We start from the raw sequence: 13,577 nt of genomic DNA, 5'->3' as shown, positions 1-13,577 counted from the left end.
CGGGACACTAGCCAGCGTCTCCGCCCGCGCTCAGGCGCTGGCTGACTCTGTCGAGTTGTTGCCGGGCGGCCGTCAGCGCCTCGGTATCCAGGGGGCGCTGCATCGGATCGATGGCTTCCAGCCGCGTCGCCAGCTCGTCCAACGCCTGGTCGATGGGCGCGCGGACCTCGCTGTTGGGCAGGCCCATCGGCAGCCACTGCTGGCGGATGTCGGCGATCAGGCGACGATACTCCGTGATATCCGTCCCGGCCTGGGGGCTGTGCAAAAGCGGCATGCCGTTGCGGTCTTCGGCGTCGGGGTTTGAGATCAGTGCGTCCAGCGCAGTCCCCAGGGTGGCACCCAGCGCTTCGTCAAGCGACGCCATAAACCGGCGTGGATCTTCCAGTAGCGGCGCCAGGCCTGTCACCAGATAGGCTTCATTGCCGGTGCTGCATAGCGCGCTGGCATCCCGCTTGAGTTCCCCCGCGATGACGCGCAGCAAGGCCTGGCGCCGGGCCGGCGCATCGACCACCTCATCGCTTTCCGGTGCCGTGCTGCCGGTAAATCGTTCCACCGTTGCCTGGGGATCGCTCTCCCCCGCGGGCCAGAGCAGGGCTTCCAGCGGGTGGAATCCCAGCGTCAGGTAATAGAAGTCAATGGACTGGTGTTCCTTGCGCAGGTGGGCCGGTGTCAGCGGCACTTCGGAGTAGGCAAGGCCGCTGTGGGGGTAGCCGGGGACCTGGTCAAGGTAGCCGGGCAACTGCGGGTGGGCATCGATGGGGTCCCGGTCATTCTTTTCCTGCGGCATGGCCAGGCCCGCCAGGCGATAGCCGAACGCCAGCGATTGATAGCGGGCGTGCGCCGTTTGCCAGTGCTGCCGTGCTGTTTCCAGCTTGGCGACGTCCGGTGCATCGACGAAAGCCTGGCTGGCGCCGGTCAGCGCGGCGGTGGTGTCACAGGTCTGCCGGGCGAGCAGCCGGACCTGTTTCCGGAGTCCGTCGGGGACGCGGGTCGCGTGCTCCATCGGTGCCGACGCTTCCCGCTCGCCAGCCGGCTCCTGCTTGGAGCAGCCGGCGGCCAACAGCAGCGCGCCGAGCAGGCAGGGCAGGGCGCTTTTACCCATCCTTGGCATCATGGATCAGTCCCGCAGCGTGATGATCGGCCAGTCGCGGTCTTTGGCCAGGGCGCCGAGCTTGGGATCGGGGTCCACCGCGACCGGGTGGGCGACCTGCTCCAGCAGTGGCACATCGTTATGGGAGTCACTGTAGAACCAGGCGTCGCCGGCACTGCGGCCCTGAGCGTCGAGCCACTCCGCCAGCCGCGTGACCTTGCCGTCCTGGAAGCTGGGGACGCCGGCCACACCGCCGGTGTAGACGCCGTTGACCATTTCCGGTTCGGTGGCGATCAGGTCGTCCACGCCCAGCAGGTCGGCGATGGGCTGGGTGACGAAGCGGTTGGTGGCGGTGATGATCAGCAGGAAGTGCCCCTGGCGCCGGTGCTTTTCCAGCAGGTCGAAGGCGGCGTTCAGCAGCATCGGCCGCACCCGCGTCTCGACAAACCGCTGACGCAGGGTGTCGAGCGTGTCCAGATCGTGCCGGGTCAGCGGCTCGAGAGAGAACTCCAGGTAGCGCCGGATGTCCAGGTCGCCGTTGAGGTAGTCCTGGTAGAACTGGTCATTGGCCTTTTCGTAGACCGTCGCGTCGACGACGCCCTCATTGACGAGGAAGTCGCCCCAGGCGTGGTCGCTGTCGCCCCGGATCAGGGTGTTGTCGAGATCGAAGATTGCCAGGGTCACTGTTCGCTGTCCTTTCCGAAAACTGAGGCATTCGGGACCCGTCGATGGCGAGTCCGGGAGGCGGATTCTAGCATGGCCGGCGGCATAGGGTCTGGTTTGCCCGCCGGTACGCTTTCTGCAAGAATGAAGGCAACTTAGGCAAATTGCGGTTTCTCGTTGTCCGTCCGGGCAGGCGCCGTGAGCGGGCAATACAGGGCGCCGCGAGAGGACGAACGAGCCGCTGCTGACAACATTACAGGACAATAAAGTGATCGACTCCGACGGCTTCAGACCCAACGTCGGAATCATTCTGGCCAATGATCGGGGTGAAGTGCTCTGGGCAAGACGGATCGGGCAGGACGCATGGCAGTTTCCCCAGGGCGGGATCAACAGCAACGAAACGCCAGAGGAAGCGCTGTATCGTGAGCTGGGCGAAGAAGTCGGACTGGTGCAGCAGGATGTGGAAATCATCAGCTGCACACGAGGCTGGCTGAGATACCGTCTACCCCGGCGAATGGTTCGCCATCATTCGCACCCGGTCTGTATCGGGCAAAAACAGAAATGGTTCCTGCTGCGGTTAGTGTCACCCGACGCCCACGTCTGCGTCGACCGGACAGACTCGCCGGAATTCGACGGCTGGGAGTGGGTGAGTTACTGGTACCCGCTCGGTCAGGTCGTTTCCTTCAAGCGGGAGGTTTATCGGCGGGCCCTGCGGGAGCTGGCCCCTCGATTATTCCACAATATGGAGCGCTGGCAGGGAAGGTCGGCGTTCACGGACAGGACGGATTAACTGCGTATGTTGAGCACGCTGCGAACGATCGTTCAGGAAGTCAATGGTGCCCGGGATCTTCAGGAAGCCCTGGATATCATCGTCTCCCGCGTGCAGCGTGCCATGAACACGGAAGTCTGCTCGGTGTACCTGCTGGATCCGGATTCCAACCGGTATATCCTGATGGCCACCGAGGGCCTCTACAAGAAGGCAGTGGGGCACGTCAGCCTGGCGCATTCCGAGGGGCTGATCGGCCTGGTGGGCTCCCGGGAGGAGCCCATCAACCTGGAAGACGCCACCGCCCACCCGCGCTACCGCTATTTCCCCGAAACCGGTGAAGAACGTTTCCGCTCTTTCCTCGGTGTGCCCATTATCCACCACCGCCGTGTGCTCGGCGTGCTGGTCGTGCAGCAGCGCGAGAGCTCGCGCTGTTTCGACGAGGGCGAGGAAGCCTTCCTGGTCACCATTTCCGCCCAGTTGGCCGGCGTCATCGCTCACAGTGAGGCCACCGGCGCCATCAGCGGGCTGTCGCTGACCGGTCAGGAAGCCCAGGACGTCAGCTTTAAAGGGGTGGCCGGGGCGCCTGGCGTGGCGATCGGCAAGGGCGTGGTGGTCTATCCCCCGGCCGACCTGGACGCGGTGCCGGACAAGACCGTCGAAGACGTCGCCGCCGAGGAGGAGCTGTTCCGCCATGCCGTCAGCGCGGTGCGCGAGGATATCCAGTTGGTGGCGGAGCGCCTGGCGCCGCAGTTGCGACCGGAGGAGCAGGCCCTGTTCGAGGTCTACCTGCGGATGCTGGACGACAACGCGCTGCCCGGAGAGGTCATGCACCGCATTGCGGAAGGCCACTGGGCCCAGGGCGCCCTCAAGCAGGTGGTGCAGCAGTACGTGCGCCACTTCGAGATGATGGGGGATCTCTACCTGCGTGAGCGCGCCGTGGATATCCGCGACCTGGGCCGGCGCCTGCTGTCGCATCTGCAGGAAGGTGGCCCGCAGGATGTGGCCTACCCCGAGCAAACCGTGCTGGTCTCCGACGAGCTGACTCCGGCGATGCTGGGTGAGGTGCCCCGCGGGCAGCTCGTGGGGTTGGTGTCGGTGCGTGGCTCCAGCAACTCCCACGTGGCCATCCTGGCGCGGGCCATGGGGGTGCCCACGGTGATGGGCATGATCGACATGCCGGTCAACCAACTGGACGGGCGCGACCTGATCGTCGACGGCTTCGAGGGGCAGATCTACGCCTCGCCCTCCGCCGACCTGCGCTCCTTCTACCAGGAGATCTGCGACGAGGAAGCGGCCCTGTTCCGTGGCCTCGAGGAGCTGCGTGACAAACCCTGTGTCACCACCGACGGCGTACGGGTGTCGCTGCTGGTGAACACCGGCCTGATGACCGACGTGGTGCGCTCGCTCAGCCACGGTGCCGAAGGCATTGGCCTGTACCGGACCGAAGTGCCGTTCATGATCAACGAGCGCTTCCCGTCGGAGCAGGAGCAGCGGGAATACTATCGCGAGCAGCTTGAGGCCTTCGCGCCCAATGAAGTCACCATGCGCACACTGGATATCGGCGGTGACAAGGCGCTGACCTATTTCCCCATCAGCGAAGAGAACCCGTTCCTGGGCTGGCGCGGGATCCGGGTGACCCTGGATCACCCGGAAATCTTCCTGGTGCAGGTGCGCGCGATGCTCAAGGCCAGCGAAGGACTCAATAACCTGCGCATCATGCTGCCCATGATCAGCAATATTTCCGAGGTGGAGGAGTCCCTGCACCTGATCTATCGCGTCTACCACGAGGTGCGCGAAGAGGGCTACGACATCCAGATGCCCAAGGTAGGGGTGATGATCGAGGTGCCGGCGGCGGTGTACCAGATCCGTGAGCTGTCCAACCGGGTCGATTTCCTGTCCGTGGGCTCCAACGACCTGACCCAGTACCTGTTGGCGGTGGATCGCAACAACCCTCGGGTGGCCTCGCTCTACCATTCGTTCCACCCGGCGGTGCTGCAGGCGCTGTTGCGGATCGTTGACGATGCCCATGCGGTCGGCACGCCGGTGAGTATCTGCGGCGAATTGGCGGGAGACCCCGGCGGTGCCGCACTGTGCATGGCCATGGGCTATGACGCCCTGTCGATGAACGCCGCCAGCCTGCCCAAGGTGAAATCCGTGATCCGCAGCATCGATTCAGCCTGGGCCCGTCAGTTGCTGGAAGACGTGCTGGAGCTGGACTCCCCCCATGTCATCAAGAGCTGCGTTGACCTGGCGCTGCGCAATGCCGGTTTTGGCCGCTACCTTCGGCCCGGGCGGGCGTTGCCCGAGGCGGCGGCACCCAGTCAGGTGCGGCAGTCGCGAGGGGCCTGATTGGCTGCCCGACTAGGGTGTTTACTCTAGGCGAGACTGTTAGCTTGGACGCATCCTGATCCAACAGGCGGCGGCACGGTTCCTGTCGCCCAGCAACGCGCGGAGTTCTATGGCGGCCACTCAGACAGACATCAAACAGAAACCTCGCATCGGCCTGGCGCTTGGCGGCGGCGGTCCGCTGGGGGGCATTTATGAGATTGGTGCATTGCGGGCGCTGGATGAAGCCCTCGACGGCATCAACTTCAACGATCTGGATGTCTACGTCGGGGTGAATGCCGGCTCGTTCGTGTCCGCCAATCTCGCCAACCAGATGACCACCGCCCAGCTGTGCCGGATTTTCGTGAAGAACGAGTCGGAGGTGCACCCCTTCCATCCGGAGGTTTTCTATCGGCCGGCGTTCCGGGAAATCGGCAACCGCCTGCTGGCGGTGCCCGGGCTGGTGGCCAGCGCCCTGGGCCGTTTCGTGCGTAACCCCTACGACCAGAGTTTCCTGGAGGCCATGACCATCCTGGCTCAGGCGGCACCGGCCGGGCTGTTCGACAACGAAGGGCTGCACGATTACCTGGCCCGCGCCTTCAGCATGCTCGGGCGGACCAATGATTTCCGCCAGCTGCGGCGCAGTCTCTATATTGTCGCGGCGGATGTGGAAAGTACCGAAGCGGTGTGTTTCGGCGCGCCGGGCTTCGACCACGTGCCGATTTCCCGGGCCATCCAGGCCAGCACCGCGTCGCCGGGTCTCTACGTGCCGGTTCAGATCGACGGCCGCTATTACGTGGATGGCACGCTGCGCAAGGGGCTGCACGCCTCGGTGGCGTTCGAGGACGGTGCGGATCTGGTGCTGGCGATCAATCCCCAGGTGCCCATCGACGCCAGCGCGGCGGTGCGGGCGGGTACCATGCAACCCGGTGTGTTGACCCGCTCGGGCATGCCCAACGTGCTGGCGCAGACGTTCCGCACCATGGTGTATTCGCGAATGCAGTCCGGCATTGCCCAGTACGCCCGGGAATACCCGGACAAGGACATCCTGCTGTTCGAGCCCACCCGGGACGACGCCAAACTGTTCTTCTCCAACGTGTTCAGCTTCCAGTCCCGGCGGATGGTGTGCGAGCACGCCTACCAGATGACCCGGCGTGATCTGTTGGCCCGTGCGGACCAGATCGAGTCGGTTCTCGCGCCCTACGGCATCGAGCTGCGCCGTGATCGCCTGGAAGACGATCAGCGCACCATCAGTACCAGTCTCTACGGGGAGTTGCTGCCGGTGTACGTGGCGAAGAAGAACCGCCGTTCCGCCCGGGACCGGTTGTCCTCGGGGCTGGATAACGTCAGCGATATCCTGCAGAAGGCGCTGTAAGGGTCAGGGCGTCCAGCCCGAGACGTTGGCCGGGTCGCGGGAGCCACCTTCCCGCTCCAGCCGGTCGAGATAGTCCTGCCAGAAGCGGGCTTTCTGTTCGCCCAGCTCCTCCAGATAAGCCCAGCTGAACAGGCCCGAGTCGTGGCCGTCGTCGAAGCTCAGCTTGAGCGCGTAGTTGCCCACCATCTCGGCGCCGGTGACCAGCACGTTCCGCTTGCTGGTCTGCAGGGTGCCCGGTCCTGCGCCGTGGCCCCGCACTTCGGCCGACGGGGAGTAAACCCGCAACAGCTCAAACGGGAGCTCGTGAACGGCGCCGTTGGCGTAGCTGAGCTGGAGGATGCGGCTCTGACGGCGGATCCGGATGTCGGTGGGGCGAGGGGTGGAGGTGGTCATAAGGTCTCCAGTGGCCCGTGAAAGGGCCGGGGCGCGACTGACGTCTCGCCCCGGCGAGGCCGTTACAGGATATAGCGGCTCAGGTCTTCGTCTTCGGACAGGTCGCCGAGCTTTTCGTCCACGTAGGCGGCGGTCACCTCAAAGTCGCCGGTCACGCCGTCGCCGGCATCGAAGGAAACGCTTTCCAGCAGGCGCTCCAGTACGGTGTGCAGACGGCGGGCGCCGATGTTCTCGGTGCTCTCGTTGACCTTCCAGGAGACCTGGGCCAGGCGCTCGATGGCGTCTTCGGTGAAGTTCAGCTTGAGGCCTTCTGTTTCCATCAGGGCCTCGTACTGCTGCACCAGGGAGGCATCCGGTTCGGTCAGGATGCGCTTGAAGTCTTCCGGCGTCAGGGCCTGCAGCTCCACGCGGATGGGCAGGCGGCCCTGCAGCTCCGGGATCAGGTCCGACGGTTTGGACAGGTGGAAGGCGCCGGAGGCGATGAACAGGATGTGGTCGGTGCGCACCATGCCGAACTTGGTGCTCACGGTGCTGCCCTCGATCAGCGGCAGCAGGTCGCGCTGCACGCCCTCGCGGGACACGTCCGCGGAACCGGTTTCCGAGCGCTTGGCCACCTTGTCAATCTCGTCGACGAAGACGATGCCGTTCTGCTCGACCACTTCGATGGCTTTCTGCTTGATCTCTTCCTCGTTCACCAGCTTGGCCGCTTCTTCCTCGCGGACCCGGACCAGTGCATCGGCGACCTTGATCTTGCGGGTCTTCTTGCGGTCCTTGGACATGTTGGAAAACATGTTCTGCAGCTGGTTGGTCATTTCCTCCATACCCGGAGGCGCCATGATTTCCACGCCCGCGCCGCTGTTCTGCAGCTCGATTTCGATCTCTTTGTCGTCCAGCTGGCCTTCGCGCAGCTTCTTGCGGAAAAGCTGGCGGGTGGAAGAGTCTTCAGAGCGTTGGCTGTTCTCCTCGAAACTGCGAGCCGGCGGCAGCAGGGCATCTAGGATGCGTTCCTCGGCGGCGTCCATGGCGCGATGCTCGTTACGCTTGATCTCTTTCTCGCGCAGCATTTTGACCGCCATGTCCGCCAGGTCGCGAACGATGGATTCCACGTCGCGGCCCACATAGCCCACTTCGGTGAACTTGGTGGCTTCCACCTTGATGAACGGCGCGTCGGCCAGCTTGGCCAGGCGGCGGGCGATTTCGGTCTTGCCCACACCGGTGGGACCGATCATCAGGATGTTCTTGGGCGTGATTTCGTCACGCAGGGCCGGTTCCAGCTGCATGCGGCGCCAGCGGTTGCGCAGGGCCACGGCGACGGCCCGCTTGGCCTCTTCCTGGCCGACAATGTGTTTGTTGAGTTCGTGTACGATTTCGCGTGGGGTCATTCCAGACATGGGAACTCCAATCAGTCTTTGCCGGACAGCACTTCGAGGGTGCGGTTGTGGTTGGTGTAGATGCAGATGTCGGCCGCGATATCCAGGCCCTTCTCCACGATGTCTTCGGCGTTCAGTTCGGTATTTTCCAGCAAGGCCCGGGCTGCGGACTGGGCAAACGGGCCCCCGCTGCCGATGGCGATCAGGCCCTGTTCCGGTTCGATCACGTCGCCATTGCCGGTGATGATCAGCGAGGCGGTTTCGTCGGCCACGGCGAGCAGGGCTTCGAGTCGTCGCAGTGCCCGGTCCGTGCGCCAGTCCTTGGCCAGTTCCACCGCCGCCCGGGTCAGGTTGCCCTGGTGTTTTTCCAGCTGCGCCTCGAAGCGTTCGAACAGGGTGAAGGCATCCGCCGTACCGCCGGCAAAACCGGCCAGCACCTTGTTGTTGTACAGGCGCCGGACCTTCCGGGCATTGCCCTTCATGACGGTGTTGCCGAGGGAAACCTGGCCATCGCCGCCCATGGCAACTTCATCACCACGGCGAACGGAAAGAATCGTTGTCATACCTGCTCCAAATACGGGTGAGCTCGTTGGGGAAATCAGATTGTCTTAGATATGGCAGTGAAGGCGCCGATTTCAAGGGTTTGGCCCGATCGGGCCCGGGTGACATTTTGGCAATGCGAGCGGAGGCGGGGAGAGGGCGGAAAAGCCGTGCCGGGGTTGCCCGGCACGGTGTCGACTGGTCAGCCTTCTTTCGGGACTTTGCGCACCAAGGGCTCGATGTTGATGCTGACGAGCTTGTCGACGGCGCTGTTCATCTTGCTGCGGTTTTCGAAGGGGCCGACGTTCACCCGGTACCAGATGCTGCCGCTGTCCAGGTGCACTTCTTCGATGCTGGCGTGCAGGCCCTGGAAGGCGATCTGGGCGCGTTGGCGTTCGGCGTCCTTCTCGCCACGGAAAGAGCCGGTCTGGACCAGATAGCGGTATTTGCGCTCAGCCGGGGCGGGGCCGGGATCGTAGGCTTCCACCTTGGGCGGCACCACTTCGGATTCCGGCAGCATTTCGTAGAACTCGAATGACTGCTTCTGCTCCGTTGTGCCGCTCCCGGGCTTGGCCGATTCCGGCTGGGCCGGTTTCGGGGCGGGTTGGGCCGCTTCACTCTGCGCGGCCTGCTGTGCCGGCGTTGGCAGCGAGTTCAGGTAGGCGATAAAGCCGATGAAGCCGCCCACCAGTGCCAGGGACAGAATCCAGCGCAGGGACAGGCCGCCGGACTGCTTGGGCGGTGCACTCTTGCGCTTGGCCGGGGCTCGCTTGGCGGGTTTGGCCTTTTTGCCGCTGCTGGGGGTGGACGTCGCCGCCCCGCCGGAGCGGGACTTCTTGGCGTAATCACGGGACATCGATGGGCCTCGCGCTCAGTCTGCTCTGCGGTTACATCTCTTCCGGGGCGCTGACACCGATCAGGTCCAGGCCGTTGACCAAAACCTGCTTGACCGCGAGGCACAGGGCCACGCGGGCGTCGCGAATCGCGGTGTCTTCCACCAGAACCTTGTGCGCGTTGTAGTAGGTGTGGAACTGGCCGGCCAGGTCGCGCAGGTAGTGCGTCAGGTGATGCGGCTCACGCTGCACGGCGGCGTTGGCGATCAGCTCCGGATATTGGGCCAGGCGGTTGGCCAGGTCGCGCTCTTCCTCCAGGGTGAGCCCGTCCAGGTTGCCGGCCAGGGCCTGCGGGTCCGGCGTGACGCCTTCGGCGGCCAGTTTGCGCAGCACGCTGCAGATCCGCGCATGGGCATACTGGATGTAGTAGACCGGGTTTTCATTGGTCTGGGAGCGCGCCAGATCGATATCGAAGGTCAACTGCGAATCGACGCGCCGCGCGGCCAGGAAGAAACGGGTGGCATCACGGCCCACTTCGTCGATCAGGTCGCGCAGAGTGACGTAGCTGCCGGCGCGCTTGGACAGTTTCACTTCAACGCCGGAGCGGGTGACCAGCACCATCTGGTGCAGCACATAGTCCGGCCAGCCTTCGGGGATGCCTTTCTGCAGGGCCTGCAGGCCGGCCCGCACCCGGGTCACGGTGGAGTGGTGGTCGGCGCCCTGTTCGTTGATCACGGTGGTGAAGCCGCGCTGCCATTTGTCCAGGTGGTAGGCCACGTCCGGCAGGAAGTAGGTGTAGCCGCCCTCGGACTTGCGCATCACCCGGTCCTTGTCGTCGCCGAACTCGGTGGTGCGCAGCCAGGTGGCGCCGTCCTGCTCGTAGGTGAAACCGTTGTCGGTCAGCGCCTTGACCGTCGCCTCGACCTTGCCTTCCGTGTACAGGGAGGATTCCAGGAAGAAGACGTCGAAAGCCACGCCGAAGGCTTTCAGGTCCAGGTCCTGCTCGTGGCGCAGGTAGGCGACGGCGAACGCCTTGATGGCGTCCAGGTCGTCGGCGTCCGCCTTGGCGGTGACTTCGCGGTCGTCGGCGGTGACGGTATCGCCGGCCAGGTAGGCCTTGGCCACGTCGACGATGTAATCACCGCGGTAACCGTCGGCGGGCCAGCCGTCGTCTTCCGGCGTCATGCCCTTGGTGCGGGCCTGGACGGACAGCGCCAGGTTGTCGATCTGGGCACCGGCGTCGTTGTAGTAGAACTCGCGGGAGACGTTATAGCCGTTGGCCTCCAGCAGCCGCGCCAGGCAGTCGCCAATGGCGGCACCACGGCCGTGGCCCACGTGTAGCGGCCCGGTTGGGTTGGCGGAGACGAACTCGATCTGCACCGATTCGCCCTGGCCACTGTCGTTGCGACCATACTGCGCGCCGGCCTCGATGATGGTGCGTACCACGTCGAAGCTGCTGGCGTCGCTCATGAAGAAGTTGATGAACCCGGGGCCGGCGATGTCCACCTTGGTGACGGCGGCGCTTTCCGGCAGGCGCTCGATCAGGGCTTCCGCCAGCTGTCGCGGCGGTTTTCCAGCGGCCTTTGCGGTGGCCAGGGCGACGTTGGTGGCGAAGTCACCGTGGGCCTTGTCGCGGGTGTTGTCGACATTGGGCGTAAAGGTCTGGTCCTCGGGCAGAATGCCGTCGGCCTGGAGCGCCGAAATGGCGGCTTCGAGTAGCTGGGTTACCGTATCTTTCATGCTGGCAGATGACTCTGTCGGATCGGAGCATTGATGGGCGCACGCGCCCGACTTTTCGGGGATCGCGTATTATCGCGGAAAGCCCCTCCTTTCTCAATGCGGCATACCGTTACCCGGTTTCCAGCGGGTCCACGTCCACCTGCCACTTGAGCGACGCGGGCTGTTTCTCGGCCTCCAGCGTCATGCACAGTTGCGACAGGGCCTGTTGCAGGGGCGCCTTGCGCTCGCTGAGCAGGATCAGTTGGGCCCGGTGGCGGTCGGCGCGGCGGGCGATGACGGCCGGCAGTGGCCCCCAGACCTCCAGGGTGTCGGCCGGTAGTCGCGCCTTGGCGTTGTCGAGCAGCGCCAGGCTCTGCTCCATGGTGGGCGCCTCGGCCCGCAGCAGGGCCATGGCGCGGTAGGGGGGCATCTGCACGCTGGCGCGCTCGGTCAGGATGTGGTCCGCCATGGCGAGGTAGTCGCCGCCGCACAACTGGTTCAGCAGCGGGTGCTCGCTGTGGCAGGTCTGGATCAGGACGGAGCCGGGAATGCGCCCGCGCCCGGCGCGCCCGCTCACCTGCAACAGGGTCTGGACCAACTGCTCCGGGGCACGGAAGTCGACGCTGAAGAGCCCGCCGTCGGCGTTGACCACCACCACCAGGGAGACGTTGGGGAAATCGTGCCCCTTGGCCAGCATCTGGGTGCCCACCAGGATGCAGGGCTCGCCGCTGTTCACGGTTTCGAGGATGCGGTCGATGCTGCCCCGGGTGCGGGTGCTGTCCCGGTCGACGCGAATCACCGGTGTGTCCGGGAAGCTGGCCTGTAGCACGTCCTCGGTGCGCTCGGTGCCCTGGCCGATGGGCTTGTAGGCCTCGCTTTGGCATTCCGGGCAGGTGTCGGGCGCGGCGGTCTGGAAATCGCAGTGGTGGCAGCGCAGGGCGCGGTCGCGGCGATGATAGGTGAGCTTGGAGTCGCAGCGTGGGCATTCGCTGAGGTGGCCGCAATCGAAGCACATCATGACCGGGGCGAAGCCGCGCCGGTTCACGTACACCAGCACCTGCTCGCCACGTTCGATCCGTTCGCCGATGGTCTGCAGCGCTCGGGGCGACAGGCCGCCCTCCAGCGGGCGGCTACGTATGTCGAGCAGTCGCATGGCCGGAGGTCGGGCGTCGCCGACCCGTTCCTCGAGCTTGACCAGTCGGTATTTGCCGGACTGGGCGTTGTGGTAGCTCTCGATCGAAGGCGTGGCCGAGCCGAGGATCACCGGGCAGTCGTTGCGGTGGGCCCGCAGCACCGCCAGGTCCCGGCCCGAATAGCGAAAGCCTTCGCCCTGTTTGAACGAGGTGTCGTGTTCCTCGTCGACGACGACGGCGCCCAGATCTGTAAAGGGCAGCGTCACCGCGGAGCGTGTGCCGATGACGATGACCGGCTCGCCGCGGCGGATGCGCAGCCAGGTTTTCAGACGCTCGCTGTCGTTCAGGGCCGAGTGCCAGACCGCGATGCGTGCGCCGAAGTAGCGGGTGAAACGGCGCACGGTCTGCGGTGTCAGGTTGATTTCCGGTACCAGCACCAGCGCCTGGCGGTCATTCGGCAGGTACGCCTGTAAATAATGAAGATAGAGTTCGGTCTTGCCGCTGCCCGTGATGCCGTAGAGCAGGGTGGCGTTGAAGCCGTCGCCGGCACGGGGCAGTTGGTCGAAGGCGGTCTGTTGCGCTGGCGTCAGGTCCGGCAGCGTGTCCAGGTTTCCGTCGTCCGTACGCTGTGTGCCGGGGGAGGCCGGTTCGATCAGTCCGCGTTCGGCGAGCCCCTTGATCTGGGCGCTGGTAAAGCCAGCGTCGCGGATGCTGCGTTCACTGGCCGCTGTGGGTTGGTGCCGCAGCCATTCCAGCAGTTCCTTCTGCCGCCGGGCCTGGGTCGGCAGGTCGCCGGCATCCGCCGAAGGCGGCGCTTGCCAGGCTTTTTCCTGGGGAATCTCGGCCGGCCGGCCGCGGCGCAACGCCGGTGGCAGGCCCATGAACAGGCACTCACCCAGTGGATGCTGGTAGTAGGCGGCGGCCCATTCCAGCAACTGGCGGGTTTCCTCCGGCAGGACGGGCCAGTCTTCCAGGACCTGCGCTATCGGCTTCAGCGCAATATGGGCCGGCGGTTCGACGCCGGTTTCCACGACAATGCCGACCAGGCTCTGACGCCCGAAGGGTACCCGGACCCGTTGTCCGGGTGTTACGGTCATGCCGTCCGGGACAAGATAGTCGAATAGCCGGCGCAGGGGGCGCGACAGCGCAATGCGTGCCGTTTGGCTCACAGAGACTCCATGCAGTTGGTCCTGAATTCGGGGATCAGTGGCGCAGTATAGGGGAAGCTTGCTACAGCCTCATCTATTGCGAAACGGTGCAGTTCTGCTATAGTTCGCCGTCTGATTTTGGCAGGGGCCCTCCTGTCAAGGCGTTTACTTTATAATGCGGTGCCTGGCAAAAGATCAGGTGGCGGCATGACCTAGCGA

The 13,577-nt window shown here is 64.8% G+C and carries 11 protein-coding genes; 3 read left to right on the top strand and 8 right to left on the bottom strand.

Annotation, left to right across the window (positions count from 1 at the left end; all coding sequences use genetic code 11):
* Window positions 1-7: 7 nt before the first annotated feature.
* Together GQB00_RS20645 and GQB00_RS20640 are read right to left on the bottom strand one after the other, a co-directional pair.
* On the bottom strand, window positions 8-1,114 hold the full coding sequence (locus GQB00_RS20645; protein WP_165857663.1) for an imelysin family protein: 1,107 nt from the start codon (window positions 1,112-1,114) through the stop codon (window positions 8-10).
* A gap of 3 nt (window positions 1,115-1,117) precedes the next feature.
* Entirely contained in the window at window positions 1,118-1,774 is a 657-nt protein-coding gene (locus GQB00_RS20640) for an HAD family hydrolase (RefSeq protein ID WP_165857662.1), read from the bottom strand.
* A 247-nt stretch (window positions 1,775-2,021) separates the two neighbouring features.
* On the opposite strand from GQB00_RS20640, the gene GQB00_RS20635 reads away from it, so the two are divergent.
* From GQB00_RS20635 to GQB00_RS20625, 3 genes are all read left to right on the top strand, one after another.
* Window positions 2,022-2,543 carry an RNA pyrophosphohydrolase gene (locus tag GQB00_RS20635; RefSeq protein ID WP_111498231.1) on the top strand — a complete coding sequence of 174 codons (522 nt, stop codon included), beginning with the start codon at window positions 2,022-2,024 and terminating at the stop codon, window positions 2,541-2,543.
* A gap of 6 nt (window positions 2,544-2,549) precedes the next feature.
* A complete protein-coding gene (gene ptsP / locus GQB00_RS20630) occupies window positions 2,550-4,871 on the top strand; it encodes a phosphoenolpyruvate--protein phosphotransferase (protein WP_165857661.1) in 2,322 nt (773 codons plus the stop codon).
* Between the two features lie 109 nt (window positions 4,872-4,980).
* Entirely contained in the window at window positions 4,981-6,222 is a 1,242-nt protein-coding gene (locus GQB00_RS20625; RefSeq protein WP_165857660.1) for a patatin-like phospholipase family protein, read from the top strand.
* 3 nt (window positions 6,223-6,225) lie between these two features.
* Here GQB00_RS20625 and GQB00_RS20620 read toward each other — a convergent pair whose 3' ends face one another.
* The 6 genes from GQB00_RS20620 to GQB00_RS20595 form a co-directional block, all read right to left on the bottom strand.
* Window positions 6,226-6,615, bottom strand: coding sequence for a gamma-butyrobetaine hydroxylase-like domain-containing protein (locus tag GQB00_RS20620; protein WP_165857659.1), 390 nt, complete (start codon window positions 6,613-6,615; stop codon window positions 6,226-6,228).
* Window positions 6,616-6,677: 62 nt separating this feature from the next.
* Window positions 6,678-8,006: an ATP-dependent protease ATPase subunit HslU gene (gene hslU, locus GQB00_RS20615; RefSeq protein ID WP_111498227.1), complete on the bottom strand. Its 1,329-nt coding sequence runs from the start codon at window positions 8,004-8,006 to the stop codon at window positions 6,678-6,680.
* An 11-nt stretch (window positions 8,007-8,017) separates the two neighbouring features.
* A complete protein-coding gene (gene hslV, locus GQB00_RS20610; RefSeq protein ID WP_111498226.1) occupies window positions 8,018-8,548 on the bottom strand; it encodes an ATP-dependent protease subunit HslV in 531 nt (176 codons plus the stop codon).
* Window positions 8,549-8,727: 179 nt separating this feature from the next.
* Window positions 8,728-9,381 carry an SPOR domain-containing protein gene (locus GQB00_RS20605; protein ID WP_111498225.1) on the bottom strand — a complete coding sequence of 218 codons (654 nt, stop codon included), beginning with the start codon at window positions 9,379-9,381 and terminating at the stop codon, window positions 8,728-8,730.
* 31 nt (window positions 9,382-9,412) lie between these two features.
* Window positions 9,413-11,098 carry an arginine--tRNA ligase gene (gene argS / locus GQB00_RS20600; RefSeq protein ID WP_165857658.1) on the bottom strand — a complete coding sequence of 562 codons (1,686 nt, stop codon included), beginning with the start codon at window positions 11,096-11,098 and terminating at the stop codon, window positions 9,413-9,415.
* Between the two features lie 109 nt (window positions 11,099-11,207).
* Window positions 11,208-13,379, bottom strand: coding sequence for a primosomal protein N' (locus tag GQB00_RS20595; RefSeq protein ID WP_165857657.1), 2,172 nt, complete (start codon window positions 13,377-13,379; stop codon window positions 11,208-11,210).
* Window positions 13,380-13,577: the final 198 nt, after the last annotated feature.

The sequence above is a fragment of the Marinobacter sp. JSM 1782161 genome (genome assembly GCF_011421605.1).
Lineage (GTDB): Bacteria > Pseudomonadota > Gammaproteobacteria > Pseudomonadales > Oleiphilaceae > Marinobacter_A > Marinobacter_A bohaiensis.
This window is presented reverse-complemented; position numbering and strand designations above follow the sequence as displayed.